This is a genomic window from Yersinia rochesterensis (assembly GCF_003600645.1).
Lineage (GTDB): Bacteria > Pseudomonadota > Gammaproteobacteria > Enterobacterales > Enterobacteriaceae > Yersinia > Yersinia rochesterensis.
The window spans coordinates 2305260-2331332 of sequence record NZ_CP032482.1; the positions used below are offsets into that span (position 1 = coordinate 2305260).

A 26073-nucleotide genomic window follows, 5' to 3' on the forward strand; every position below is an offset into this window, starting at 1 on the left:
AGGCGGCAAATGAAAGCACCCCGATGAACTTACACAGGTAAGTTATTCGGGTAATTGAGCGCAGCCAACACACCGACAGTTTGAAGCATGACGGATATATCACTCACCCGACGTCCGGTGTGCTTTAATCAATCTACTGCAATCATTCTACTGCAAGAATAGATAACGCTATCCTTGTAGATTAAACAGAACTGTTGCCATTGAAAGTTGGAATAAAAACCTTACTTCATTGGCATAAGAAAGTGACATACACCCTACTTAACTTATTACTGTGCTATTTAACTTATTATTGTGCCAAATTGTATGATTTATTCAAACCTGTTAAATTGATCACAATATTTTGGCGGAGACATCACGATGAAATTAGCCGTTTACAGTACCAAACAGTATGACCGCAAATACCTCGAATTGGTCAACAAAGATTTTGGCTTTGAATTAGAGTTTTTCGATTTTCTGTTATCCCCCAAAACGGCGAAGATGGCTGCGGGCTGTGATGCAGTTTGTCTTTTCGTCAATGACGATGCATGTCGCACGACATTGGAAGAATTGAAAAACGTCGGTGTGAAGATTCTGGCTTTGCGCTGTGCGGGCTTCAATAATGTGGATTTGGTGGCGGCGAAAGAGCTGGGTATTCAGGTTGTTCGTGTGCCGGCCTATTCTCCTGAAGCTGTGGCTGAACATGCAGTCGGAATGATGATGAGCCTCAACCGCCGTATTCACCGTGCTTATCAACGTACGCGTGATGCCAACTTCTCGTTGGAAGGTCTGATAGGTTTCAATATGCATGGCCGCACGGCGGGGATTATTGGTACCGGTAAAATTGGTGTCGCCACCATGCGCATCTTAAAAGGCTTTGGTATGCGGTTGTTAGCCTATGACCCCTACCCAAGCCAAGCGGCTTTGGATTTGGGCGCGGAATATGTTGACCTCAAAACCTTGTATGCCGAATCGGATGTTATTTCACTGCATTGCCCGATGACCCCAGAAAATCATCATTTGCTTAATAAACAATCATTTGAACAAATGAAAGATGGCGTAATGATCATCAATACCAGCCGCGGTGGCCTGATTGACTCAACAGCGGCGATTGATGCACTGAAGCAACAGAAAATTGGCTCGCTCGGCATGGATGTCTATGAAAATGAACGCGATTTGTTCTTTGAAGACAAATCTAACGACGTCATTCAGGATGATGTTTTCCGCCGTTTGTCTTCTTGCCACAACGTATTATTTACTGGGCATCAAGCTTTCCTGACAGAAGAAGCCCTGACCAGTATTTCTGCCACTACTATGCAGAATATTGCCCAATTGAAAAACGGCGAACATTGCCCGAATATTATTACCGCCTAATATATCCAGAAAGTCCGCAGGGTGAGTCTCAAGGATGAGGCTCATTCATCCCGATAAGCTGACTTATATTTTATAAGTGATTCGGTAATTGAGCGCAGCCAACACATCTGCGGCTTGAAAGATGGAGATAGCTATATACCCAATAGATTTCGAGGTGCAGGAAGGCGGCAAACGAAAGCATCCCGATGAGCTTACATTGGTAAGTGATTCGGGTAATTGAGCGCAGCCAACACATCTGCGGCTTGAAAGATGGAGGGTATATCAGCGAGCCGGGCAAGCGCCGCGCATTAATGCCGATTCTTCACAACGTTTGCCATCCGGTAACTGACACATTCCTACACTGCCGCCATTGAGTTGCTTAGCCACCGTCAATATACCGCCCGCATTCGCACAATTAACGGCGGCAGGATTAGACATATTCAGATTATGATGAACATTGGCACTGGTGGCTTGTTGCACCGGCTCACTGGTCTCATTGCTGTTTAAAAATCGAGCGGCTGGAACTGTCTCTATTGGGTCATTGCTGCTGCAAGCGGCTAAAAAGAACACAGCCCCGCCCACAAACCAAGATAATGCATTCATTCTTTTGCTCCGGCATGAATAATATATAGCGCTATAATAGGTTCATATAATAACTGTTATAATTAAAACACAACATAAATAAACAGAATTCGCTAACTTAATTTCGTGTCGAACAATACTGATATAACAATCAGAGAAAAAATCAAACACCTACCGAGGGTAAAAAATAAAATGGGAGCCATTATGATCACTGATTTACTACTAAGAATTACTTTGGCGGGTGCATTAGGGGGGTTAATTGGGTTAGAGCGTCAATTGCGGGCGAAAGATGCGGGATTACGCACACATATTTTGGTTGGTATCGGCAGTGCCATGTTTATGATTGTTTCAAAATACGGTTTTGAGGATTTACTAACCTTAGAACACGTCAGCTTTGACCCCAGCCGAGTCGCGGCGCAGGTCGTGAGTGGCATGGGGTTCCTCGGTGCTGGGACTATCATGATCCAAAAGCAGATGGTCAAAGGACTTACCACGGCGGCGGGAATGTGGGTCACGGCAGCAATTGGTCTGGTGATTGGTAGTGGCCTGTATGAAATTGGTATTTATGGCACGATGGTGACGTTAGTTGTGCTGGAAATCTTCCGCCAGTTAAGTAACCGCCTGATTGGAGAGCATCATTTTGTCGCGATTAAACTGCTGCCAGACAGTGTGCCACGTATTTTGGTTGCTATGCAAAAATTGCAGCTTCGCCCGATGAACCTGTCTGTCACCCACAAACCAGAGAAACATGAGCCAGACTGTGAACTCACTTTAGAAGTGACATTGTCACCGAAAAAAAGTTTGGATCTGGTGTATGAAACATTGTTAGCCGTCGAGGGAGTACATCAGTTGGATATTAAATAGTTTGACTGTATGCGCGGCGATAAAAATCACCGTTATCCCCGTGCATGCAGCTTGTAGTATGACGGGTATATGATTAATGCATCGAAGTCTTAGACAATAGATTAATCACCAACACACCGGCAATAATCAAACTCATGCCCGTCATTGCAGCCCAGTCCAACTTCTGTTGGTACATAAATACCGCGGCAACTGACACTAAAACAATTCCCAACCCTGACCAAATAGCATAAGCAATGCCTAGGGGCATAGTTTTAACCACCTGTGATAATCCCCAGAAAGCAATGCCATAGCCAATCACGACCACAATAGAGGGCACCAAGCGGGTAAAGCCATCGGAGGATTTTAACATCGTGGTTGCCACGACTTCAGCAACAATCGCCATCATTAAATACATGAAACCACTCATTATCGACCTCTCATTTCAGTGTTGGGCAGACATTATGCCCATCCGCAATTAAATGTTCATTAAATCGATTTGTACTTCACAAATATTTCACAACCAAGCCAAATTACAGCGCATTTATTGTGCTGTTCGTAATAAGTGAAACCTCATTGTTATTATAAATAGTTTTCTAATTGTAATAATTATTATCTGAAAGCCCCAATATACCGCCAGCCCCGCAATTCACCTTATTCTCCACATAATCTGGCGGCCCCGCCGTCACACAAATGCGATAACTGACAAAAATACTCTCTGCTAGAATTTCGCTATTAGTTCAAATAATCAGATAACAGTCAGAGACGCCCCCATTAGCACTTTTATTCTCTGCATGATAAGCAATGTGAAGGTATAAATTAATGATTACTACTGACGGCAACAGTGCAGTAGCTTCTGTGGCCTATCGTGCCAGTGAAGTTATTGCTATCTACCCTATTACGCCAAGCTCTACCATGGCCGAACAAGCTGATGCTTGGTCTGGCGATGGCAAAGTCAATATCTGGGGGGATGTTCCCCGCGTAGTTGAAATGCAGTCTGAAGGCGGAGCCATTGCTACTGTGCATGGCGCACTGCAAACCGGCGCATTATCGACCTCGTTTACCTCCTCGCAGGGATTACTGTTGATGATCCCCACCCTCTACAAGCTGGCGGGCGAGCTGACACCTTTTGTCCTCCATGTTGCGGCCCGCACCATCGCGACCCACGCGCTGTCTATCTTTGGTGACCATTCTGATGTGATGGCGGTGCGCCAAACCGGTTGCGCAATGCTATGCGCCAGCAGCGTGCAAGAAGCACAAGATTTTGCTTTGATTTCCCAAGTGGCCACACTCAATAGCCGCATCCCATTTATTCATTTCTTTGATGGATTCCGCACCTCGCACGAAATCAATAAAATTGTACCACTCAGCGATGACACACTGCGCCAGCTATTGCCACAAAAAGGGATAGACGGCCACCGCAGCCGGGCGCTTTCGCCAGACCATCCGGTGGTGCGCGGTACCTCCGCTAACCCGGATACCTATTTCCAGTCTCGCGAAGCGACCAATCCTTGGTATAACAATACTTACCAACATGTTGCCGATACCATGCAGGCTTTTGCCGCGGCCACCGGGCGCGAATATAAGCCATTTGAATATTACGGCCACCCACAGGCGGAGCGCGTTATTATTCTGATGGGGTCAGCCATTGGCACTTGTGAAGAAGTGATTGATAGCCTGCTCACGCGCGGTGAGAAAGTCGGCGTGTTGAAAGTGCGGTTATTCCGTCCTTTCTCTGCTAAACATCTTCTCAGTGTCTTGCCGCCATCCGTGACTAAAATTGCCGTATTGGACCGCACCAAAGAACCCGGCGCACTGGCCGAACCGCTTTATCTCGATGTCATGACCGCGCTGGCGGAAGCTTATAGCCGGGGTGAGCGGGCAACATTGCCGAAAGTGATCGGCGGCCGCTATGGGCTGTCCTCCAAAGAGTTTGGCCCCGACTGTGCGCTGGCGGTATTCAAAGAATTATCTGTTGACCTGCCGCGCCCGCGCTTTACCGTGGGGATTTTTGATGACGTGACCGGCCTGTCATTGCCACTCACCGATGAGAAAATCGAGCAACGTGCCACTTTGGAGGCGCTGTTCTACGGCCTTGGCAGTGACGGCTCGGTTTCGGCGACCAAAAATAATATTAAGATTATCGGCAACAGCACCTCACTGTATGCGCAAGGCTATTTTGTCTACGACTCGAAAAAGGCCGGTGGCCTGACGGTCTCTCACTTGCGAGTCAGCAAAACGCCGATTAACTCAGCCTATCTCATCAGCCAGGCCGATTTTGTCGGCTGTCACCAGTTACAGTTTATTGATACTTATCAAATGGCTGAGCGCTTAAAACCGGGGGGGATTCTCTTAATTAACACCCCGTTCAGTGCGGATGAAATGTGGCAGCGCCTGCCGCAAGAAGTTCAGGCGGTACTGCACCAGCGCAAAGCCCGCTTATTTGTGATTAATGCGGCAAAAATTGCCCGCGAATGCAAACTGGGCGCGCGTATTAATACCGTCATGCAGATGGCGTTCTTCCATCTGACGCAAATCTTGCCCACCGCCATGGCGCAGGAACAATTACGGGCGGCCATTGACCGCAGCTACAGTAATAAAGGGCCGGAAATTGTTACCCGCAACTGGCAAGCGCTGGATGCTACCCTGGATGCATTAGTCGAAATTCCATTGCAACCGATTGATGAAAATAGCCCGATGCGCCCACCGATTGTCTCTGATCAAGCGCCCGATTTCGTTAAAACCGTCACCGCCACCATGCTGGCCGGTTTGGGCGATGCCCTGCCCGTTTCGGCCTTCCCACCTGATGGCACCTGGCCGGTGGGCACCACCCAGTGGGAAAAACGCAATATTGCTGAAGATATTCCTATCTGGCAGCCGGATCTGTGTACCCAGTGTAACCACTGCGTTGCTGCTTGCCCGCACTCGGCCATTCGCGCCAAAGTAGTACAGCCGGATGCTATGTTGGGTGCGCCAGACAGCTTACAATCGCTGGATGTCAAAGCCCGTGATATGCGGGGGCAGAAATATGTATTGCAAGTCGCCCCAGAGGATTGCACCGGATGTAATCTTTGTTATGAAGTCTGCCCGGCGAAAGATCGGCAGAACCCAGAAATCAAAGCCATCAATATGCAGCCACGGCTGGCACATCTGGTGGAAGAAAAAGCGCACTATGATTTCTTCCTCAAACTGCCGGAAATCGATAAAACGCAAATGGAGCGTATTGATATCCGAACTTCACAGCTGATTTCGCCGCTGTTTGAATATTCCGGTGCTTGCTCCGGTTGTGGAGAAACACCGTATATTAAATTACTGACTCAGTTGTATGGCGATCGTCTGTTGATTGCTAACGCCACCGGTTGCTCCTCAATCTATGGTGGCAACCTGCCCACGACGCCGTATACCACCAACGCGGATGGCCGTGGCCCAGCTTGGGCTAACTCACTGTTCGAGGATAATGCCGAGTTTGGTCTGGGCTTCCGTCTGACGGTTGACCAACATCGCCAACGTGTCACTCGCTTGATAAACCAGTTAGCTCCACAGTTGCCGCAGGATTTGGTTGGGCAATTACTCAATGAGGATGCAACACCCGAAGTCCGCCGTGAACAAGTCATCCAACTGCGCCAGCTATTAAAAGAGATTCCGGGCAATGATGCCCAACAATTAGCCACGGATGCAGATTATCTGGTCGATAAATCTATCTGGCTGATTGGCGGCGACGGCTGGGCCTATGATATTGGCTTTGGTGGTTTAGACCATGTACTCAGCTTGACCGAAAACGTCAATGTGCTGGTACTGGATACCCAATGTTACTCCAATACCGGTGGTCAGCAATCCAAAGCCACCCCGCTGGGGGCGGTGACCAAGTTTGGTGAGCACGGCAAACGTAAGGCACGCAAAGATTTGGGTGTTAGCATGATGATGTACGGCCATGTCTATGTCGCGCAAATTTCGTTAGGTGCGCAGCTTAATCAAACGGTTAAAGCTATTCAGGAAGCCGAATCCTACCCCGGCCCATCATTGATTATTGCCTATAGCCCTTGTGAAGAGCACGGTTATGACTTGGCCTACAGCCATGATCAAATGAAGCAATTAACCGCCACCGGTTTCTGGCCACTGTATCGTTTTGACCCACGCCGTACCGACGAGGGCAAAGTGGCCTTAGCACTGGATTCCCGCCCACCAAACAGCGATTTGACCATATATGGACGCCCCGGATGTTACAAGTACTGGTTCGATACGGTTTGCGACCATATATCCGGCGTCATAAGTAGGTAAAGTTACCTGCGCCATGATGTTATCCGAACCCTGTTTCCTTATCACTACACCGGTATATTATTACCCAGGTCAACTTCAGGCTGTTACAGGGACGGTAGCCGTTTTCTCATCAGTGCCTGCAAACTCAGAGAGACATGTTTTCTTTAACGAGTATTGAGTTAATTCGCAGTAAAAGCCTTGCTCATATTAAAATCAACGCCATCGGTCAGTATTCGCCAGATGATTCTGGTCAGTTTATTCGCCAAAGCTACGGTGGTTTTCAGAAACCCTCGCCTTGCCTCGAGCCTCTTCAGCCAAAGACCTAGGTTGTCATCACGTTTTTTCACGCAGCGCATCACTGAGCGCGCGCCATGGATGACTAATGTTCTCAGGCTGCGATTGCCGTTTTTGGTCACAGAAGACAACCTTTGTTTTCCTCCTGAACTGTGCTGCCGGGGAACCAGGCCGCACCATGCGGATAATTCTCTGCCGTTGGAGAATTGTACTGCATCAACTTCACTGATAAATGCTGCAGCGATAAGCGGGCCAACACCAGGGACTGTTAATAAATGGCGATATGCTGTTTGTTGTGAAGACAATGCAGCCATTTCTTTATCCAGATAGGTAACGCGTTCATTGAGCGCCTGCATATCTTCCCGCAATAAAGAAAGCAATCGGCGAAGTGTGAAAGTTAAATTGTTAGATGCATCTTCAATAAGTTCAGGTAGCTGCTGCTGGAGACGCTGGATCCCAACGGGAAGAATGAGGCCGTTTTCAGCGAGCAAAGAACGAAGCTGGTTAGCCAGCGCGGTTCTCTGCTCAACCATCAGTTGACGGGTATTCCGCAGTGCTTTGATATCCTGCTGTTCCGTGGTTTTAACCGGAACAAAGTGGATACCAGGGCGGCATGCTGTTTCACAAATTGCCAGAGCATCGTTTGCATCGTTCTTCTGGCTTCTGACAAATGCTTTCACGTGCTGTGCGGGTATAAGCCTTACGCTATACCCCATAGAACTGAGGGTTCGCCCCCAGAAATGAGAGGTTGAACAAGCCTCCATCGCGATTAAAGTACCCGGCTCAAACTGGCGAAGCGTATCCAGCAATTTCTGACGTGATATTTTTCTGTTCCAGGCAACGGAACCATCAACCATCCAAACACATACCTGAAAAACAGATTTGGCAATATCGATACCAACAACTCTGATTGTGTTCATGTGGTGTTACTCCCAGATTAATTCAGTCAGTAAAAGTATGGCACTGACTACCTTAGGAAGGGGCGTCCATCACATCACCACATTACTCAATGAGCAGCGCTTCCGGCGGCTCAACACACAAGAGCCAGATGTGGCGGCGCGGTTGTATGCTGAGGCTGAAAAAGACCTGAAAAAACGCTATGACTTCCTTAGCTTGTTAGCCGGAAAACCGGATAAAACGCCGACCGAATAATGGTCTAAATTAATGCGCCAGCCCCACAAGCCAGTCAGTTATCTACTGACTGGCTTTTTATTTGGTGATGATTTCTATTACTCCTACATCTAAATTTGGAATGTCCACAGAATAACTCACTGGGTTACTTTCGGCTCTCACTGACAAGGAGGATATTATGAACATGAAAAATTGGATGTCCCGGCTGAGTGATTCACAGTTATTAAGCCAAATTTCCATTCCTGGAACACATGATTCCGCATCATTTCGCTCCAATGTATTAGGTGCTGGATTTACGCAAACACAAACATGGAATATAAGAGAGCAACTTGAACATGGCATTCGATTTTTAGATGCCAGATGTCGCCTTATTAATAATGTATTCACTATGCACCACGGAGCTGTTTTTTTAAAACAACAATTTGGTGATTTTCTCACTACCTGCATTGACTTTATTAAACGCAACCCGACAGAGTTCATTATTTTATCGGTTAAACAAGAACATACCACTGAAAAAAGCACTAAAGGATTTAATGAAATTATGCAGGAGAGATATATCAATCCGCATAATAAATTATTTTATCTGCAAAATAAAATACCTAGCATTGGGGATGTAAGAGGAAAGATAGTATTATTACGGCGTTACTCTGGTGATAAAGTGGGCATTAATGCCTCTCGCTGGAAAGATGACGCCACATTTGAAATTAAAAACAAAGGCTTTAATATTTATGTCCAAGACAATTATGATGGTTATACCGCATTAAGCCTTCATTTTAAAAGAAAATTTATTGATATTCTGCTCAAAGATGCACAGAAAAAACGTGCCCAAGATATATATATTAACTTCACCAGTATATCCGGTTTGTTAACACCCTATTCCGGGGCGCAAGGTCATCATTTAATAGATGGAATGAACATTTGGTTCTGCAAACAATATCGAGAAAAACAAATAATGGGGATTATCGTTGCCGATTTTGTTGATGTTCAGGATGGGGCAATTATTAAAACAGTGGTGAATTCAAATGTTTTCGTATAAATAATCACTCAGGTCACCATGAAAAATGACTCATTAATAAATTAAATACACCTTAAATAATTCGAGTTGTTGGAAGGCGGCAAGAGAGAAACAAATCGATCGGGAACCGATTTGAACAGCATTTATGCTAGCCCGCAGGGTGAGCCTCAGGGATGAGGCTCATTAATCCCGATGAGCTTACATGAGTAAGTGATTCGGGTTATTGAGCACAGCCAACGCGCATACAGCTTGAAGTATGACGGGTATATACACTTATTGGATGATAAACTTGTGTCATAGCAACATGCCCTGTCATGCCTCTAACTGGATATGAGTCACGAACAAATGCAAGAGAAACAAGTGGTTAATAAAAAAGAACACTACGATTTGAACAAGTTAAACAAGCGTCTGCGCCGCAATGTGGGTCAGGCAATTGCTGATTTCAACATGATTGAAGAAGGTGACCGCGTGATGGTTTGCCTGTCAGGAGGCAAAGACAGTTACACCATGTTGGATATTTTGCAAAGCCTGCAAAAAAGCGCGCCGATTAACTTCACCCTCATCGCCGTTAATTTGGATCAGAAACAGCCGGGCTTCCCTGAAGATATCCTTCCGGCCTATCTGGACAAACAAGGTGTTGAATACAAGATTGTCGAAGAAAACACTTACGGGATTGTGAAAGACATTATTCCGGAAGGGAAAACCACCTGTTCACTCTGCTCGCGCCTGCGCCGTGGGATTTTATACCGCACTGCAACTGAGCTAGGGGCAACCAAAATCGCGCTTGGTCATCATCGCGATGATATTCTGCAAACGCTATTCCTGAATATGTTTTATGGCGGGAAGCTGAAAGGCATGCCACCAAAATTGATGAGCGACGATGGCAAACATGTGGTTATCCGCCCATTGGCCTACTGCCGTGAAAAAGATATTGAGCGTTTCGCTGTTGCCAGAGAATATCCAATAATTCCTTGTAACTTATGTGGCTCGCAACCCAACCTGCAACGCCAGGTTATCAAAGATATGCTACGTGACTGGGATAAACAGTATCCAGGGCGGATTGAAACTATGTTCAGCGCGATGCAAAATGTCGTGCCGTCACATTTAAATGATCACCAGCTATTTGATTTTAAAAATATTACACACAACAGTGAAATCGTTGACGGCGGAGATTTAGCTTTTGACCGCGAAGAGTTGCCACTGCAACCTGTTGGCTGGCAACCAGAAGATGATGAAGATAGTGAAAAACAGCCACTGGTTCGTCTCGACGTGCTAGAAATAAAATAAACCACTGACTGATATTGCCTCTCGACAATAAGAGTTGAGAGGCAACGCTCTCGCCCTATCCTACCTCATTGTTTTCACTAAAAAATGCAAAAAAAATGCCGATATTGAGATAACATCGGCATCGTAACAATTATGTGCTATGCAGTAATTCAAAATAAAAGTATTACAAATATGGAGCGCAACGCCCATCGCTTGACGTTGCATTCACCTGCAAAATGATAATGCCTCAGCCATCACTGCCAAATGTTGATATTGCTCAATTTTACAGTGATTAGCGCCCTATCTGACACACTCTTTTACTCAACCGTCAGTGACTCATTAGAGCCATTTACTGCGTTTTAACCACCACGCAACACCTACAACCAACAGCACCAACATCATACAAAATGTCGCAAAACCAAAAGAATAGGTATTCCCAGGAATGCCACCGAGGTTAACACCAAATAAGCCGGTCAAAAAAGTGGTCGGTAAAAACACCATAGCCAACATTGACATAGTATAGGTGCGCCGGTTCATCGCATCGGCCATTAATGAGCTAATTTCATCGGATAACACCGCAGTACGCGCAATGCTAGAGTCTAAATCCTCTAAGCCTCGCCCCAAACGTTCTGAGATTTCCTGCATACGGCGTCGATCGTCATCATTCATCCACGGCAAGCGCTCACTGGCCAACCGGGAGAAAACATCGCGCTGTGGTGCCATATACCGGCGCAATACAATCAACTGCTTACGAAGCAAAGCCATTTGCCCACGTTGTGGAATTTTTTGTTCCAGTAAATCATCTTCAAGATCGATGATTTTATCGTGTAAATCTTCAATAAATTCATTGGCATGGTCGGTCACGCCATCAGCAATCTCCACCAGCCAGTTGCCGCTGTTAGTCGGGCCGGTGCCACTTTGTAAATCATTCAACACATCATCAATAGAGTAAACTTTGCGATGTCGGGTCGAGACAATCAACTTATCCGTGATATAAACCCGGATGGTGACTAATTGGTCTGGGCGAGCATCATTATTAAAATTGATGCCCCGCAACGTTATCATCGTGCCATCACCCATGCGAGTCACTTTCGGGCGGACGCTTTCACCAGCAAGACCATCCCGAACAACCTCTGGGAGTAACGGAGTATTTTGCAGCCAGGCAGCACTTTCTGGGTGTGTGTAATCCAGATGCAGCCAGCAAGGCTGCTCTGCGGTGGCGATGGCATCGGTATCAATGGAAGTCACGCCCCCTTTACCATCAAGTTGATAGGCATAAACGGCATCAGAAACCTGAAGTGCTTTTCCTTCGACTAGATCCACGACAATTTCCTCTATTTCAGCATTTATCCTGCAATAGGCTCAGTGTAACGTCCGCAACTCAATCTTTAAAGGTAATGCATCAGGATAACTTACTGTTCCATAAAATAATCAAGGCCGTTATCTATTAATCATTTAGCAGCAATAGCAGATACATTCAGTATAAGTTTTAGGACGACAGAACTTATATCTTTAACAGTGGAATTAAGGATACATAATGATAAAGGCACAAGGGTCATGCACAGCTTTGATGTACAATTCTTGCAAATTATCAACACGATATATTCAAGGGATATTGATTATGGAAACCAACTTCATTACGTTAATGAAAGCACTCATTGGTGGCGCAGGAGCGGGATTTGCATTTACCGGTGGCCTGTCTTTTTTAGTGCCCGCATTGACAGTGACCACTTCCCTTGCATTTACATTTTCAGCTATTGGGAGCGTATTAATTGCAGGTTTTTATCTAAGCAAAGTTTGGTGAACGACATTGGAGTCACTATCTTCCCACTGGTACTCACCGCAAACCACTGATGAGTTGGCAAAATTCTATTGTATTATTTGTGTTTCTTACATGTTAGTTCATATTGCATGGGATTGTATTTCCAAAAAAACACCGCCATTTGCCTTGGAAAATCTACAATATAAACTTAACGAATTATATTCATCGTCAACATTTGCCACAAGCATATTCTTATTTGTAATAATTTTAGATATAAACAACCCACTAAGAACATCTGATGCATTTATATTTCCACTGATAGTCGCATCACTAACCGGATTTATGATCTCGATATCGGCCATTGTTCCTAAGCGGCGCAGCCGTAAATAGCCTATTTGTTTTATATGATAATCATTATATAAACATAATCCGCCACTTATGCTGGCGGATTATGCTTTTATCAACATTAACTACCAAACGTTAACCATAAAAAAACACCCATTAGTGCTTGATGATATAAATCATTTGGCTATAAGCCACATCTTCAGGATTAGTTATCGGGTAACCTTTCACCCAGGGTTTAATTAAACGCCCATTTGTGAATTGATATATGGGTGCTATTGGGACTTGTTCAGCAATAATCTGCTCGGCTTTATTATAATCATCACTTAGCGCTTTAGGATTAGTTTGCTTACCCGCTTCGCTCAGCAAACGATCATAATTTGCACTCTTAAATTTAGCGATATTCCCACTGTGAGTAGAGGTCAATAATGACAAGAAGGTGGACGGCTCATTATAATCCCCGACCCATGATGCGCGGACTACATCAAAATTACCGGTATTTCGGCTATCGATATAGGTCTTCCACTCTTGGTTAATCATTTGAACATCCACCCCCAATGTCTTCTTCCACATTGAAGCAATGGCAATGGCTAACTTCTGATTATTATCCGAAGTATTATATAGCAAAGATAATTTCAGTGGTTTATCCGGCCCGTAACCCGCCGCATGCAACAGTGCTTTAGCTTGTGCGTTGAGTTCTTCCTGGTCTTGCTGCTGCAATAAATTGGCTACCGGATGATAACCAGCAGTGACATCGGGGGTAAAGTGATACGCAGGTTTCTCCCCCGTACCCAAGACTTTTTCAGCAATAATTTTGCGGTCTATAGCATAAGATAATGCTTTGCGCACCCGAACATCATTGGTTGGCGCACGTTGGGTATTAAATGCGTAATAATAAGTGCCTAGCTGATCCGGCGTATAAACTTGATCAGGAATATCTTTTAATAGTTTCTGATACAGATTTTTTGGGAAGGACTCGGTAATATCAATATCACCAGCTTGATAGCGCTTGGTGGCATTGGCTTCCTGATTGATAGGAATGAAAGTCACTTTCGTTAGAACAGTATGGGCATGATCCCAATAATAGTCGTTGGGCACCAAGACTAATTTCTCATTTACAACTCTATCTTGTAATTTAAATGCGCCATTCCCTACCAAATTACCCACTTTAGTCCAGTCATTGCCATATTTTTCAACCACGCTGGCGGGGACTGGGAATAAACTGAAGTTTGCAGTCAAACTGGGGAAATAAGGCACCGGCTTACTGAGTTTAACTTTAAGGGTGTAATCATTAACTGCACTGACCCCAAGAGCTTCTGGCGGCATTTTCCCCGCAATAATCTGTTGCGCATTTTCCATTCCGGCCAGTTCGGCAAACCAGGCGAAAGGAGATAAACTTTTAGGGTCAACCAAACGGCGCCAACTATAAACAAAATCCTGCGCGGTCACAGGCTGACCATTCGACCATTTAGCCTCTTTGCGCAACGTGAATATATAGGTTTGGTTATCTGCCGTTTTCCAGTTGGTCGCAACACCGGGAATTATCTGGCCATGCGCATCTTGATTAACCAATCCTTCAAACAAATCACGGGCAACCTGCGCCTCGATTAACCCCACAGCTTTCATCGGGTCGAGAGAGGCTGGCTCGTCTTTAATATGACGAACAAGTTCTTGTTTATCAGCCAGTATGGTGCCCGCAGGGACATCAGCAGCATTTGCCGCGCCCAGCGTTGCACCAACTAATGCGGCACACAATGCATAACGGAAATAGCGCATGATTAATAACCTTTTCGTTGTCGATCCATTTCAGCGAAATTAGTAACAATATCTCATCAACATAAACTAGCAGATTAGGGGCCACCATGACGATGATAAAATAAAAATACTGTCTCCAGTCGCGCTATAGAGTGCAATTCTGCCATCAGAAACCAAATGCAGTATGCATCACTAATTAGGCGCATTAGTTTACCCATCACAAAATAACTTATTGATTCAATATGATAATATTAAATGCTATGTTAAATACAATACGCACCTATTCGGAATAACAGAGAATATTATGAGCCAATATCGCCCCCGAACTGCACGGGGAAATCTGGTCACTTTAGGGCAACGCTACGGCACATCCCGCTTGGGCGCGCCGCTGCTTTATTTCCCGGCCCCCACCCCATCCGCACAAACTGGGCTGATTATTGCCGGAACCCATGGCGATGAAAGTGCAGCAATTGTGGCGCTATCCTGTGCATTGCGCAGTATTTCACCGGAACAACAGCGCCACCATGTCATCTTGGCAGTCAATCCTGATGGATGCCAACTGGGGTTGCGGGCGAATGCCAATGGTGTGGACCTTAATCGTAATTTTCCGGCAAAAAACTGGCAGGCGGGCGAAACGGTATACCGTTGGAATAGTGCGGCGGATGCACGAGATGTGGTGCTATCAACCGGCGTATATGCAGGTTCAGAGCCCGAAACTCAAGACTTGTGCGCATTAATAAGCCAACTGGCCCCGCGCTGGGTGGTTTCCTTTCATGAACCATTGGCCTGTATTGAAGACCCCGACAGCTCAGCGCTAGGTGAGCGACTGGCGGCGAATCTTGACTTGCCCCTTGTCACCAGTGTGGGTTACGCCACGCCGGGGTCATTTGGTAGCTGGTGTGCAGACATTCACTTACCCTGTATTACCGCAGAATTACCGCCCATTTCTGCCGATGCCGCCAGTGAATGTTATCTGCCGGCTCTGATTGACTTGCTGACCCTGGCAGATTAAGCCGACAAATCGATAGCGCCAGTCGAAAAATGTAACCCGTCATCGACATCCTGTTGTAGCCAGGTAGGGCCATCGAGATCAACAAAACGAGCACCTGGAGCCAGGGGTAATGCAGCACGAACAGCCCGTGAAGTGCACAACATGCAGCCGAGCATAATGGCAAATCCGAGCGATTTCGCTTGTTCGGCTAACAACAATGCTTCTGTTAACCCGCCACTTTTATCCAGCTTGATGTTGACCATTTCATAACGCCCCACCAGACCCGCCAAATCAGCACGTGTATGGCAACTTTCATCAGCGCAAATAGGCAATGGGTGAATAAAATTCTGTAACGAGTCATCCTGCCCTGCGGGCAGAGGTTGCTCCAACATTGCTACGCCTAAATCTGCCAATAATTGGCAACGCGCAGCCAAGCCCTCTGGACGCCAGGACTCATTGGCATCCACAATCAATGTCGCGTCGGGGGCCGCGCTACGAATAGCCACCAAACGCTCAGCAATAAGATGGTCATCCAGCTTTATTTTCAACAGCTTGGCACCCATATTCACCAATGCACTCGCACTGTACGCCATGGCTTCCGGGGTACCGATACTGACTGTCTGGGCCATCGAGAGATGGAGGATGGGTGTCGTTTGAGTCATAAGCCATAAACTTTGCTGATTTTGCAAACATTCCAACTGCCATAATGCGCAATCTACCGCATTCCTGGCGGCTCCAGCGGGTAATAGCTGTTGTAAGGTCTCACGCGAAATGCCCTGCTCTATGGCACTGACTACCAAGGCCAACTGCGCCATCACCGAAGATTCACTTTCTCCATAATGTGGGTATGGGGTACATTCACCAACAGCACGAATACCCGCCTCCTCAATCTCGACAACCACAACTTTTGCTTCACTGCGGCTTCCGCGGGAAATAACAAACGCAGAATGGAGAGGCCAAGCCTCTGGATAGCAACGCATGGTTCTCATTATGACTCCTCAGAAAATTCGGGTGCGGACATTCAGTATTAGAACCTAACGTCAGTAAAATCTGAATTATTTAGCAAATTTCTCATATCCAAGCTGCCATTGTTACCTTAAACTGAACTTCGTGTTACACATCTGTAAAAGGGATCAAATAATGACACAGACAGTACATTTCCAAGGCAATCCAGTGACCGTTGCAGGTCAACTGCCACAACCCGGCGATAAAGCCAAAGATTTTACTTTGGTCGCGAAAGATTTATCCGATGTTGCCCTGAGCAGCTTCGCGGGTAAACGTAAAGTTTTGAATATCTTCCCAAGTATTGATACCGGTGTTTGTGCCGCGTCCGTACGCAAATTCAATCAATTGGCTGGCGAACTTGAGAACACTGTCGTTCTTTGTATCTCCTCTGACCTGCCATTTGCCCAATCCCGTTTTTGCGGTGCTGAAGGCCTGAGCAACGTCACCACCTTGTCAACTTTGCGTGGCGCAGATTTCAAACAAGCTTACGGTGTAGCGATTACTGAAGGCCCATTGGCAGGTTTGACTGCACGTGCTGTCGTGGTTCTGGATGGTCAAGACAAAGTTATCTACAGTGAGTTAGTTAACGAAATCACCACCGAACCAAACTATGATGCCGCTTTAGCAGCACTGAAGTAATTTTCTCTACTTTAGTTTAATAAAGTCTAGTTTTAATAAAGTCTAAATTTAATACAAACGGCTGGCCCATCTGGGTGCAGCCGTTTTTTATAGCAATCTATGTCTTTATAGCAATCTATGTCTTTATAGCAATCTATGTTATCGCAGCTTATGCCACGCTTTATTCTTCTTCGCTTTCATCACTGGCAGGCCGTTTACTGCTTAAACCGTATTCGCGTAGTTTATTGGCAATCGCGGTGTGAGAAACCCCTAGCCGTTTGGCAAGTTTACGTGTGCTCGGATAATTGCGATAAAGGCGAGTTAAAACAGAACGTTCGAACCGTTTACTAATATCGTCGAGTGAGCCATCAAGCACTTCATCCCCTAGCGCCGCTTCAACTTCAAACTCCGGTAAGACGATATCCTGTGGCCGCAGCTCGGCTCCATCCAATTGCGTCAAAGCACGATAGATAGCATTTTTCAGTTGGCGCACATTACCTGGCCAACCATAATTTGTCAGGAAACTGCTCAGTTCAGGCGCCAACTTTGGCCGCGGCACACCTTGCTCGTCAGAAAAACGGGCAACAAATAGCGCCGTCAGGGGCATGATATCCGCTTGTCGCTCACGCAACGGCGGTAGAGTGATGGTCAACACATTGAGGCGATAATAGAGATCTTCACGGAATTCACCGCGTTGTACTAATTCCACTAAATTCTTTTGGGTGGCACAGATAACCCGCACATCGACATGCACCTCATGCTCTTCGCCGACACGGCGGAAAGTTCCGTCATTAAGGAAGCGCAACAGTTTGATTTGCATACGAGGCGACATTTCGCCGATTTCATCTAAGAGAACTGAACCACCGTTTGCTTGCTCAAAGAACCCTTTTTTACCTTCGACTGCATTGGGATAAGCCCCGGCGGCATAGCCAAATAGCTCACTTTCTACCACATCGTCGGGTAAGGAAGCACAATTAAGGCCGAGGAAAGGCATTTTCCCGCGCGGGCTGCGCAAATGGCAAGCGCGAGCCAACAAGTCTTTGCCAGTACCGGTATCACCGATTAACAGTAACGGCGCATCCAGCATCGCTAATTTACGTGCTTGTTCAAGCACTTGGCGCATCTTAACGCTGGTGGCAACTATCTGTTTAAATTCAGTATCATCGTTTACTGATAAAGTTTGCAGTTGTTGCCCCATGCGCACAGTGGATTTTAACATGACCACAGCACCCACCGTTTGATTCTGCTGATTTTCGTCTTCTAGCTGAATCGGGGTGATCTCCAGCAGGTAATCCTGATTGTTGATCAGCACACGTTCGGTATGAGGCGCGGTTTCTCCACCTTCAAACCAACGGGCAAAGTTATATCCCCCCAGTAGGCTACCTGCTGTTTTATGACGAATTTTCTCCTCATTGAGGGAAAACAACTCGCGGGCAGCGGGATTAGCTAACTCAAGGTTACCTTTTAAATCGATAGAAAATACCGGCTCTGGCATGGATTCAAGCAGTGCCCGCAGTGAGCGGTGCTCCCGCTCTGATGGCATAAAGGAGACGGTGCGAACATCGGTAACACCATCAATACGCCGGATGTCCATCATTAATGCACTAAATACACTGAAATCCAGCTGTGAGAAATTCAGATAAATACGGCCAATCGGATCAATTTCGATCCCGCGTAAGTCAATACCGCGTAAAACCAAGAGATCAAGCAACTCTCTCGTGAGACCGATTCGGTCTTCGCAAAAAACTTCCAAGCGCATCAGTATCGCCCTTATATATGGCAGGTGCGGAATATCTGCCTATGATAATACCCTGTCCCCCCTTGCTGATGAAGCAGTCTGTCAGCAAAAGTTGACAGGAATCGGCTTTTCGCTATTTTTTTTATCCAATCAAACTCACCAAGATAAGAGGATCACCCCCTATAGCCATCATATATAGCGAGTTATTACTTTTTATAGCAATAAGTTAGAATAATATAATGATAAGTAGCGTCAACATCCTCGTCAAGAACAGGTGACACTTTGCTTTATATCGGCCATCTGGCTATAGTATACATAGCCAATTGACCGAGGAGGTTACATGAGAGCATATCACCCGACCCCAGCGACCAAAACTGGGGCGCTATGGCGAGAGATTGGTTTGCCCGCCAGCCGCGGCACTGTATTGGTCGATAGTATCAAAATGGGTTTTTCAGTTGATGTCATCGACGGTATCCATTTATGGGCTTCTATCCCTAAAGCTGAAATATTGCGGGCCACGGGTATTCCCAGCCGCAGTCTGACCCGCAGACGCACACATGATGGCCGTTTCACCCCTGAAGAGAGTGAGCGAATTGCCCGTTTCGTCCGGGTAATGGATGCCGCAGTTGATCTATTTGGCGGTGATAAGGGCAAAGCTATCGCCTGGATGTCTACCCCGATTAAAGGTCTTGGTCACCGCAGCCCCGACTCCTTGCTGGAAACGGAAACCGGTGCACTGGAAGTCTGTGATTTAATTGGGCGTTTGGAGCACGGTGTATTTTCATAACTCAGTGGCGCAAGGAATAGGCCAAAGGGAAAGTAAACTATAAGGATCTGTAGATTATGAATAAAGCCCCAATAGGCTGGCACTTATGAAGTTCTACCGTATTGTGATGCGCCGTTATCTGGCGTCAACCTGGACCGGTTATGGCGCCGAAATCTATGGTGGCCGTTGGAATCATAAGGGGCACGCCGCCATCTACTTAGCCAGCAGTGTGTCTTTGGCGATGCTGGAAACATTGGTACATATCCAAGATAGCTCAACGCTGAGCGAGTTCGAGCTATTCCAGATTGAAATCGAAGATAGCCATATTCTGTTACTTCAACCGCAAGATTGGCCTGCTGACTGGCGCAGTGATCCCGCGCCGGCGACCACAATGGATATCGGCACCGAATGGTTAGAGCTGGAATCATCACTTGCATTACTGGTTCCATCCACTCTGGTGCCGTCAGAAAACAATCTACTGCTCAACCCTCGGCATAAAGATTTTCAAGCTTGCTTAAACAGTGTTAAACCACTCTCTTTTGCCTTTGACCCACGGCTGAAATAGTTTTTATTACGGAGTCGCTTTATCTTTCTTTGGTAATGTATTTTTCAACTGGCTGATCAACTGCCGGCGGAAATCCCCCAATTTGGGTTTATCATCTCCTAACCACGGTAATGGCCTGCACAATTCCATCGCTTTAATACCCAGTCGGGCAGTTAACAACCCCGCCCCAATACCTTGCGCGGCACGTGCCGACAAACGCGCGGCTAAATCTTGCGATAACCAATCCATGCCAACCTCACGCACCAATTCAGAGGCACCCGCAAAGGCGATATTGAGCAACACCAAACGGAACAAACGCAGGCGGCTGAAATACCCCAACTCAATACCATACAAAGCGGCAATACGATTAATTAGACGAATATTCCGCCATGCGATAAATGCCATATCGACCAGTGCCAATGGGCTGACGGCAATCATTAATGCCGACTCAGCGGCATAGCGGCTGATTTCAGCCCGCGCCAGATTATCAAGTGAAGGCTGCACCAGTTTGGCATACAATTCAACAACTTCGCGATCATTATGAGTTTCATGTAGCGAAGCATGCCAGCGCTGAAGTGCCGGATGCCCTTGATCCAGCCCCGCCTGACGCGCCAGCTTTTCACAAAATACGCGCCCCTGGCCGATTCCGTGACTCACCAGAAGTTCTCGTGCAATATCACGCTCTTCTGCCCGTTGCCGTAGGCGATATAACCGCCGCCACTCCGTCACCACCGAGCCAACTCCCGCCAGCACGATAAGCCCTCCGGCCGTAGTGGCTCCCAGCGCAATCCAATCCTGCTGTTGCCAGGCCTGATTGACCCATTGCACTGACTGAGCAATTACACTGACACCAAAGAGTGCCAACCCCACAGTGACCATTTTGCGCCACAAGCTGCGTTTGGGTTTCAATGCGGCATTAACCAACCCCTCTACCCGACCTTCTTCATTTTCTGCGTCCAGTTCCGGGGCCGCTGGATAGAAATTCTCAGCGGCATGTTGGTCAAAAGCCTGTGCGGCTTTTAATACTGGCTCATCTAAGGGTTGCAACGGCTGCTCAAAATCGATCCGTGGTTTTAAAGGTTCGCTCATCGCAGTTTATCTCCCAATAAGAATTCCATTACCGCGTCGAGACGAATATGCGGTAACGGGCTGTCAACATGTACGGTTTGAGGGCGAAACTCGTCAAAATGGAACCCTTGCTGCTGCCAAAAAGCAGGGCCGGGCAAACGCGCAGGAACATCGCCGGGGAAGACCGTCAGCGGCAGACCATCGCCCAATCGGTGACCGCGTAACGCGGGGATTTTTTGCCCCTGATGGTCAACAATTCCACTTTCCGTCGCCTGCACCGAGGCCAACCCGACACAATCCATGCTGATCCCTTCAAATGCAGCATTCTGCCAAGCTTCCTGTACCAATTGTTGCAGCAAAGAGACCAAATTAGCGTGTTGATCGGCTGTCACATGGTCGGCTTTGGTGGCGGCAAACATTAGCTTATCAATACACGGAGAGAATAAACGGCGAAATAGTGTGCGCTTTCCATAATGGAAACTCTGCATCAATTGTGTCAAAGCCAGGCGCATGTCGTTAAACGCCTGCGGCCCGCTATTCAGCGGTTGCAGACAATCCACCAGCACGATTTGCCGATCAAAACGCACAAAATGCTCTTTGTAAAAACCTTTAACCACCGAGTTGCAATAATAGTTAAAACGGGCGCGTAACATCCCTAAATTGGAGTGTTTATCGGCCTGAGCTAGCCGTGATTCACCAAGGCCACTCACATCCGGCCATGGGAAGAACTGCAATGCAGGTGCCCCCGCCATATCACCCGGTAGCACAAACCGCCCCGGCTGAATGAAATGCAGCCCTTCATTTTTGCAACGAATCAGATAATCAGTATAAGCCTGAGCAATCGCCGCCAGTTGATTTTCATCGGCAGCGGCCAGCGGATCACACTGCTGACAAAGCTCCAGCCAGGGTTTAGCCCACTCAGCACGGGAACCTTGTAACAAGCCCGCCATTTGATGCGACCAACTTAAATAATCTTGTTCCAGCATGGGTAAATCCAGCAACCATTCACCCGGATAATCGACAATTTCCAGATACAAGGTTGAGGTCTCTTTAAAGTGGCGCAAAAGAGAATCGCTGGAACGAAAACGCAGCGCCAAACGAATCTCACTGACGCCACGGGTCGGAGTCGGCCAATTTGGCGGTGTACCATATAAAGAGGCCAGCCCTTCGTCGTACCGAAAGCGCTGAATGCCCAAATCTCGTTGCGGTACCCGCTTCACGCCGAGTAGGCGCTCTTCGCGCACAGCAGAAAACAGCGGTAAACGTGCGCCGCTGTGAACATGAAGTAATTGATTCACTAAAGAAGTGATAAAAGCGGTTTTCCCGCTGCGGCTCAGGCCGGTTACAGCCAAGCGCAGATGTCTATCCATCCCGCGATTAACCAATGATGTAATCTCATTTTGCAGTCGTTTCATGCTTCTCCTTAGCAAATTGGCCCACCGCTGCTCCCATCGCACGTTTCAGCATGGGTTCCAGCATCATCAGCAGTAACCAACGCAAGGGTTTACGGCTGACATTCTTGACGATAAAGCCCGCGGCACCCGCTGGGCCATAGGTCAAAGCAACACTAAAAATTATTTTAATTAGTGTAGTTAATACTACACCTGCGCGGGGACGAGCAGAGTTATTGTTCATATTTATGCCCTCCGGCAGGCTTCACTGTGAAACGAATAGGTCACATTACAACTGACGAAAACGGCTCTGTACTCCGAAAGTTTCGGAAGTCACATAGCGCTCGACCTGGCGCAAGCGTTGTTCCCCAGCCCCCAATTCATATTCTAACTGGTCAAGAAGCTGGCGCGGTGTTGCTTCCTTATGCGCACTGAAACTAGACGCAGGTGCCGGTTCCAGCATAAAAGTCAGCACGATATAAGCCGCAATAGTGAAAACAAACAGGCCAAAGAATAGCGACAACACCACCATCACGCGAATTAATCGCACCGGAATATCAAAGTAATGCGCCAACCCGGCACAAACACCTTTGACCATCCCCTCTTCGGGCACACGATAGAGTTTCTTCTTACTTAACATATTGTTTTTAAATGAATCGTTTTTAAATGAATTATTTTTAAACATATCGCCCATTATGATTGCCTCCAGTTCGGATGCTCCGCATCAAGAATTTCCTCCAAAGTCTGAATACGCTCACGCATCCGACGGGCATCGTCAGTTAACTGCGATAACCGTTGCATATCCTGATGGCTGAGTTGAGCACCACTTTGCTGGCGATTGCTGTAATGCAGCCATAACCAAATCGGCGCAACAAACAGCACAAAAATGGTCAGCGGTATAGCAAGAAACAGGATACTCATTCATTCCCCTTAAATTTATGCTCGCGGGTATCCGCGTTGTCGTCATAGCAGGCCGCCTTTCTCCCGACGGCCCGCCCGGTATTTTTCTGCAATTGAGTGCCAACTTACTGAGCTGAATTCATTTTTGCTTTCAGAGCCGCCAGTTGATTGCTGATTTCGTCATCCGCTTTCAGTTCAGCAAATTGGCTTTCCAGTGATTTTTGTTTGCCGATACCCACGGTTTCAGCCTCTGCTTCCATATGGTCGATACGGCGCTCAAACTGTTCAAAACGTGCCATCGCCTCATCCAGCTTGCCGCTGTCTAACTGACGGCGAACATCGCGAGAAGATGCCGCAGCTTGATGGCGCAGTGTCAGAGCTTGCTGTCTGGCCCGAGTTTCAGTCAGTTTACTTTCCAGCTCCGTAATTTCGTGCTTCATCCGGTTGAGTGTTTCATCAACGGTCGCGACTTCACGAGTCAGCGTATCAATCAGCGCCGCCACTTTTTGCTTTTCAATCAGGGCGGCGCGGGCCAAATCTTCTTTATCTTTGCGCAAAGCCAGTTCGGCTTTATCCTGCCACTCTTGTTGCTGACTTTCACTGTGATCAATACGCCGCAGCAATTGTTTTTTCTCAGCCAGTGCACGAGCTGATGTTGAGCGAATCTCTACCAACGTATCTTCCATTTCCTGAATCATCAACCGCACTAACTTCTGCGGATCTTCGGCTTTATCCAGTAATGTATTGATGTTGGCATTCACGATATCGGCAAAACGAGAAAAAATACCCATAATTACATCCTCTTTTAACTTATTGGTTCTTTTAACTGAAGTTAGTTTTTTTAAACTGAAGTTGGCGTTTGGTTGCGCCGCTTCATATAATCTCGATAGTGATATATCAAGAGTCGTGCCAACTTTTAGTGAAAGTTAATAAGCTGAAAAATAACAAAAAAATATTTTTGACTGTTTGAGAATAAAAGGTAGAGTGATTATTCTCACCAACTATTGGCGAATTTCATCATGAGCGAGCAAATAGAAAACCTGTTAGGCGAAGCAAACTCTTTTGTTGAGGTGCTGGAGCAAGTTTCCGGGCTGGCAAAACTGAATAAGCCCGTGTTGGTGATTGGTGAGCGGGGAACCGGCAAGGAGCTGATAGCCCATCGTTTGCATTATTTATCAGACCGTTGGCAAGGGCCGTTCATTTCACTCAACTGCGCTGCACTGAATGAAAACTTACTCGATTCAGAGTTGTTCGGCCATGAGGCTGGGGCTTTTACTGGCGCGCAAAAACGTCATCTTGGCCGCTTTGAACGCGCCGACGGGGGCACGCTATTTTTAGATGAACTGGCCACTGCGCCGATGTTGGTACAGGAAAAACTATTAAGGGTGATTGAATATGGTCATCTGGAGCGGGTGGGTGGCAGCCAACCCTTACAGGTGGATGTGCGTTTAGTGTGCGCGACCAATGATAACTTGCCCGCGCTCGCAGCCGCAGGGAAATTCCGCGCTGACTTACTCGACCGCCTGGCATTTGATGTGGTGCAACTGCCGCCGTTACGTGAGCGTCAGCAAGACATTATGCTGCTGGCAGAGCATTTTGCTATTCAAATGTGTCGGGAATTAGGTTTGCCATTGTTCCCTGGTTTTACGCCTCAAGCCAAACAGCAATTGTTAGGATATCGTTGGCCGGGCAATGTTCGTGAGCTGAAGAATGTGGTCGAGCGCTCAGTATATCGCCATGGCGATAATAATGAGGCGTTGGATAATATTATTATTGATCCCTTTGCTCGCCGGCCAAGCAGAGAAGATGAAAGTCTCGAGAGCAATAATCCTGGCACCGCAACCGGCGAATTACCCTCCCTGCCCCTTAATCTTAAACATTGGCTACATAATAGCGAACATCACATGCTCCAACAGGCCTTGGAACAGGCGCGGTTTAATCAGCGGAAGGCCGCCAGCTTGTTAGGATTAACTTACCATCAATTACGTGGCATGCTAAAAAAACACGCAATATTAATGGGAGAAAATGAACCACAATAATAAACTCATGCACAAACTATTCAGGCCAATGTGAATATACTCGCCTGATGAAGATTTAATTAACACCTTCAACTCCCCGGAGATACTTATCTTTTACACACACATTAACCTTTAAATTAATTAGATAAGCAGCTTGAGCAAAGTTGGACATCCCTTTTGACGAATCACCATGCGTTGTATCTTCTGCAATAGCGCCGTACCAATTATCATTAACTTTTATATTAACAGCATTCACTGGAGAGCGCCCAGGACGCCACATCACACTCGCATTAAATTTCTGTATCACTTTATTATAAAGCATAGTGCCGTTATCAGCATCACATTGTGATTGTAAACTACCCGGCACAACTGCAAAACTAACGCTATTGAATATGGAAATAACAATCACAATACTATAGTTGATTACTTTCATGAGTTAACCTCTATTATATTTTCTGATG

General features: G+C 46.7%; 24 protein-coding genes and 2 pseudogenes. 12 read left to right on the top strand and 14 right to left on the bottom strand.

Features of this window, described 5'->3' with window-relative positions; translation table 11 throughout:
• The first annotated feature begins 357 nt into the window (after positions 1–357).
• Complete coding sequence (locus DXZ79_RS10760; protein ID WP_038632757.1) at positions 358–1350, top strand: 2-hydroxyacid dehydrogenase; 993 nt, start codon at positions 358–360, stop codon at positions 1348–1350.
• A 261-nt stretch (positions 1351–1611) separates the two neighbouring features.
• Here the strand turns inward: DXZ79_RS10760 and DXZ79_RS10765 are convergent, their stop codons facing one another.
• Positions 1612–1932, bottom strand: a complete 321-nt coding sequence (locus DXZ79_RS10765; protein ID WP_038632755.1) for a putative hemolysin — start codon at positions 1930–1932, stop codon at positions 1612–1614.
• 183 nt (positions 1933–2115) lie between these two features.
• On the opposite strand from DXZ79_RS10765, the gene DXZ79_RS10770 reads away from it, so the two are divergent.
• A complete protein-coding gene (locus tag DXZ79_RS10770) occupies positions 2116–2775 on the top strand; it encodes an MgtC/SapB family protein (RefSeq protein WP_050291693.1) in 660 nt (219 codons plus the stop codon).
• 73 nt (positions 2776–2848) lie between these two features.
• Here DXZ79_RS10770 and DXZ79_RS10775 read toward each other — a convergent pair whose 3' ends face one another.
• The gene (locus tag DXZ79_RS10775; protein WP_038632751.1) at positions 2849–3181 is read right to left on the bottom strand and encodes a DMT family transporter; all 333 of its coding nucleotides are present in this window, start codon (positions 3179–3181) and stop codon (positions 2849–2851) included.
• A gap of 392 nt (positions 3182–3573) precedes the next feature.
• On the opposite strand from DXZ79_RS10775, the pseudogene nifJ reads away from it, so the two are divergent.
• Positions 3574–6951: pseudogene (gene nifJ / locus DXZ79_RS10780) on the top strand (pyruvate:ferredoxin (flavodoxin) oxidoreductase); the annotation flags it as partial.
• 236 nt (positions 6952–7187) lie between these two features.
• Here nifJ and DXZ79_RS10785 read toward each other — a convergent pair.
• A complete protein-coding gene (locus tag DXZ79_RS10785; protein ID WP_038633883.1) occupies positions 7188–8222 on the bottom strand; it encodes an IS110 family RNA-guided transposase in 1035 nt (344 codons plus the stop codon).
• Between the two features lie 76 nt (positions 8223–8298).
• On the opposite strand from DXZ79_RS10785, the pseudogene DXZ79_RS10790 reads away from it, so the two are divergent.
• The 3 genes and pseudogenes from DXZ79_RS10790 to ttcA form a co-directional block, all read left to right on the top strand.
• Positions 8299–8454: pseudogene (locus DXZ79_RS10790) on the top strand (thiamine pyrophosphate-dependent enzyme); the annotation flags it as partial.
• Between the two features lie 157 nt (positions 8455–8611).
• Positions 8612–9469, top strand: coding sequence for a phosphatidylinositol-specific phospholipase C (locus DXZ79_RS10795; protein ID WP_038632746.1), 858 nt, complete (start codon positions 8612–8614; stop codon positions 9467–9469).
• Positions 9470–9793: 324 nt separating this feature from the next.
• Positions 9794–10735, top strand: coding sequence for a tRNA 2-thiocytidine(32) synthetase TtcA (ttcA, locus tag DXZ79_RS10800; protein ID WP_038632744.1), 942 nt, complete (start codon positions 9794–9796; stop codon positions 10733–10735).
• A 318-nt stretch (positions 10736–11053) separates the two neighbouring features.
• Here ttcA and zntB read toward each other — a convergent pair whose 3' ends face one another.
• Positions 11054–12037: a zinc transporter ZntB gene (zntB, locus tag DXZ79_RS10805; RefSeq protein WP_038632742.1), complete on the bottom strand. Its 984-nt coding sequence runs from the start codon at positions 12035–12037 to the stop codon at positions 11054–11056.
• Between the two features lie 298 nt (positions 12038–12335).
• Between zntB and DXZ79_RS10810 the strand changes: the two genes are divergently transcribed.
• Complete coding sequence (locus tag DXZ79_RS10810; RefSeq protein ID WP_038632740.1) at positions 12336–12518, top strand: hypothetical protein; 183 nt, start codon at positions 12336–12338, stop codon at positions 12516–12518.
• 459 nt (positions 12519–12977) lie between these two features.
• On the opposite strand, the gene DXZ79_RS10820 is transcribed toward DXZ79_RS10810, so the two are convergent.
• Entirely contained in the window at positions 12978–14594 is a 1617-nt protein-coding gene (locus tag DXZ79_RS10820; protein ID WP_050291691.1) for a peptide ABC transporter substrate-binding protein, read from the bottom strand.
• A gap of 283 nt (positions 14595–14877) precedes the next feature.
• Between DXZ79_RS10820 and mpaA the strand changes: the two genes are divergently transcribed.
• Positions 14878–15585 carry a murein tripeptide amidase MpaA gene (gene mpaA, locus DXZ79_RS10825; RefSeq protein WP_038632734.1) on the top strand — a complete coding sequence of 236 codons (708 nt, stop codon included), beginning with the start codon at positions 14878–14880 and terminating at the stop codon, positions 15583–15585.
• Here mpaA and ycjG read toward each other — a convergent pair.
• Entirely contained in the window at positions 15582–16553 is a 972-nt protein-coding gene (ycjG, locus tag DXZ79_RS10830; protein ID WP_038632732.1) for an L-Ala-D/L-Glu epimerase, read from the bottom strand. The two genes, mpaA and ycjG, sit on opposite strands and share 4 nt — an antisense overlap.
• Positions 16554–16704: 151 nt before the next feature.
• On the opposite strand from ycjG, the gene tpx reads away from it, so the two are divergent.
• The gene (gene tpx, locus DXZ79_RS10835; RefSeq protein ID WP_038632730.1) at positions 16705–17208 is read left to right on the top strand and encodes a thiol peroxidase; all 504 of its coding nucleotides are present in this window, start codon (positions 16705–16707) and stop codon (positions 17206–17208) included.
• A 160-nt stretch (positions 17209–17368) separates the two neighbouring features.
• On the opposite strand, the gene tyrR is transcribed toward tpx, so the two are convergent.
• Entirely contained in the window at positions 17369–18946 is a 1578-nt protein-coding gene (tyrR, locus tag DXZ79_RS10840) for a transcriptional regulator TyrR (RefSeq protein ID WP_038632728.1), read from the bottom strand.
• Positions 18947–19265: 319 nt separating this feature from the next.
• Here tyrR and xre point away from each other — a divergent pair, with 319 nt between their 5' ends.
• Both xre and DXZ79_RS10850 read left to right on the top strand, forming a co-directional pair.
• Positions 19266–19712 carry a type II toxin-antitoxin system antitoxin Xre gene (gene xre, locus DXZ79_RS10845; RefSeq protein WP_038632726.1) on the top strand — a complete coding sequence of 149 codons (447 nt, stop codon included), beginning with the start codon at positions 19266–19268 and terminating at the stop codon, positions 19710–19712.
• Between the two features lie 85 nt (positions 19713–19797).
• A complete protein-coding gene (locus tag DXZ79_RS10850) occupies positions 19798–20256 on the top strand; it encodes an RES family NAD+ phosphorylase (protein ID WP_038632724.1) in 459 nt (152 codons plus the stop codon).
• 6 nt (positions 20257–20262) lie between these two features.
• Here the strand turns inward: DXZ79_RS10850 and DXZ79_RS10855 are convergent, their stop codons facing one another.
• The 6 genes from DXZ79_RS10855 to pspA form a co-directional block, all read right to left on the bottom strand.
• Entirely contained in the window at positions 20263–21324 is a 1062-nt protein-coding gene (locus tag DXZ79_RS10855) for a YcjF family protein (protein ID WP_038632723.1), read from the bottom strand.
• Positions 21321–22718 (bottom strand): YcjX family GTP-binding protein, encoded by a 1398-nt coding sequence (locus tag DXZ79_RS10860; protein ID WP_038632717.1) that lies wholly within the window; start codon positions 22716–22718, stop codon positions 21321–21323. The genes DXZ79_RS10855 and DXZ79_RS10860 overlap by 4 nt, the downstream gene beginning before the upstream one ends.
• Positions 22699–22938 carry a phage shock protein PspD gene (gene pspD / locus DXZ79_RS10865; RefSeq protein ID WP_038632715.1) on the bottom strand — a complete coding sequence of 80 codons (240 nt, stop codon included), beginning with the start codon at positions 22936–22938 and terminating at the stop codon, positions 22699–22701. Before pspD ends, DXZ79_RS10860 begins: the two co-directional genes overlap by 20 nt.
• A gap of 45 nt (positions 22939–22983) precedes the next feature.
• Positions 22984–23388: an envelope stress response membrane protein PspC gene (gene pspC / locus DXZ79_RS10870; RefSeq protein WP_042562376.1), complete on the bottom strand. Its 405-nt coding sequence runs from the start codon at positions 23386–23388 to the stop codon at positions 22984–22986.
• On the bottom strand, positions 23388–23615 hold the full coding sequence (gene pspB, locus DXZ79_RS10875; RefSeq protein ID WP_038632713.1) for an envelope stress response membrane protein PspB: 228 nt from the start codon (positions 23613–23615) through the stop codon (positions 23388–23390). The genes pspC and pspB overlap by 1 nt, the downstream gene beginning before the upstream one ends.
• Positions 23616–23719: 104 nt before the next feature.
• Entirely contained in the window at positions 23720–24385 is a 666-nt protein-coding gene (pspA, locus tag DXZ79_RS10880; protein ID WP_050291690.1) for a phage shock protein PspA, read from the bottom strand.
• Between the two features lie 228 nt (positions 24386–24613).
• Between pspA and pspF the strand changes: the two genes are divergently transcribed.
• Positions 24614–25633: a phage shock protein operon transcriptional activator gene (gene pspF, locus DXZ79_RS10885; protein ID WP_038632709.1), complete on the top strand. Its 1020-nt coding sequence runs from the start codon at positions 24614–24616 to the stop codon at positions 25631–25633.
• Positions 25634–25688: 55 nt separating this feature from the next.
• On the opposite strand, the gene ytxB is transcribed toward pspF, so the two are convergent.
• Complete coding sequence (gene ytxB, locus DXZ79_RS10890) at positions 25689–26045, bottom strand: putative AB5 enterotoxin binding subunit YtxB (RefSeq protein WP_038632707.1); 357 nt, start codon at positions 26043–26045, stop codon at positions 25689–25691.
• Positions 26046–26073 lie beyond the last annotated feature (28 nt).

Excerpts from the sequence above, each read along its gene's own strand:
- DXZ79_RS10760 (WP_038632757.1), top strand. The coding sequence starts at position 358 with ATGAAATTAGCCGTTTACAGTACCAAACAGTATGACCGCAAATACCTC.
- DXZ79_RS10765 (WP_038632755.1), bottom strand. The coding sequence starts at position 1,932 with ATGAATGCATTATCTTGGTTTGTGGGCGGGGCTGTGTTCTTTTTAGCC.
- DXZ79_RS10770 (WP_050291693.1), top strand. The coding sequence starts at position 2,116 with ATGATCACTGATTTACTACTAAGAATTACTTTGGCGGGTGCATTAGGG.
- DXZ79_RS10775 (WP_038632751.1), bottom strand. The coding sequence starts at position 3,181 with ATGAGTGGTTTCATGTATTTAATGATGGCGATTGTTGCTGAAGTCGTG.
- DXZ79_RS10785 (WP_038633883.1), bottom strand. The coding sequence starts at position 8,222 with ATGAACACAATCAGAGTTGTTGGTATCGATATTGCCAAATCTGTTTTT.
- DXZ79_RS10795 (WP_038632746.1), top strand. The coding sequence starts at position 8,612 with ATGAACATGAAAAATTGGATGTCCCGGCTGAGTGATTCACAGTTATTA.
- ttcA (WP_038632744.1), top strand. The coding sequence starts at position 9,794 with ATGCAAGAGAAACAAGTGGTTAATAAAAAAGAACACTACGATTTGAAC.
- DXZ79_RS10810 (WP_038632740.1), top strand. The coding sequence starts at position 12,336 with ATGGAAACCAACTTCATTACGTTAATGAAAGCACTCATTGGTGGCGCA.
- DXZ79_RS10820 (WP_050291691.1), bottom strand. The coding sequence starts at position 14,594 with ATGCGCTATTTCCGTTATGCATTGTGTGCCGCATTAGTTGGTGCAACG.
- mpaA (WP_038632734.1), top strand. The coding sequence starts at position 14,878 with ATGAGCCAATATCGCCCCCGAACTGCACGGGGAAATCTGGTCACTTTA.
- ycjG (WP_038632732.1), bottom strand. The coding sequence starts at position 16,553 with ATGAGAACCATGCGTTGCTATCCAGAGGCTTGGCCTCTCCATTCTGCG.
- tpx (WP_038632730.1), top strand. The coding sequence starts at position 16,705 with ATGACACAGACAGTACATTTCCAAGGCAATCCAGTGACCGTTGCAGGT.
- tyrR (WP_038632728.1), bottom strand. The coding sequence starts at position 18,946 with ATGCGCTTGGAAGTTTTTTGCGAAGACCGAATCGGTCTCACGAGAGAG.
- xre (WP_038632726.1), top strand. The coding sequence starts at position 19,266 with ATGAGAGCATATCACCCGACCCCAGCGACCAAAACTGGGGCGCTATGG.
- DXZ79_RS10850 (WP_038632724.1), top strand. The coding sequence starts at position 19,798 with ATGAAGTTCTACCGTATTGTGATGCGCCGTTATCTGGCGTCAACCTGG.
- DXZ79_RS10855 (WP_038632723.1), bottom strand. The coding sequence starts at position 21,324 with ATGAGCGAACCTTTAAAACCACGGATCGATTTTGAGCAGCCGTTGCAA.
- DXZ79_RS10860 (WP_038632717.1), bottom strand. The coding sequence starts at position 22,718 with ATGAAACGACTGCAAAATGAGATTACATCATTGGTTAATCGCGGGATG.
- pspD (WP_038632715.1), bottom strand. The coding sequence starts at position 22,938 with ATGAACAATAACTCTGCTCGTCCCCGCGCAGGTGTAGTATTAACTACA.
- pspC (WP_042562376.1), bottom strand. The coding sequence starts at position 23,388 with ATGGGCGATATGTTTAAAAATAATTCATTTAAAAACGATTCATTTAAA.
- pspB (WP_038632713.1), bottom strand. The coding sequence starts at position 23,615 with ATGAGTATCCTGTTTCTTGCTATACCGCTGACCATTTTTGTGCTGTTT.
- pspA (WP_050291690.1), bottom strand. The coding sequence starts at position 24,385 with ATGGGTATTTTTTCTCGTTTTGCCGATATCGTGAATGCCAACATCAAT.
- pspF (WP_038632709.1), top strand. The coding sequence starts at position 24,614 with ATGAGCGAGCAAATAGAAAACCTGTTAGGCGAAGCAAACTCTTTTGTT.
- ytxB (WP_038632707.1), bottom strand. The coding sequence starts at position 26,045 with ATGAAAGTAATCAACTATAGTATTGTGATTGTTATTTCCATATTCAAT.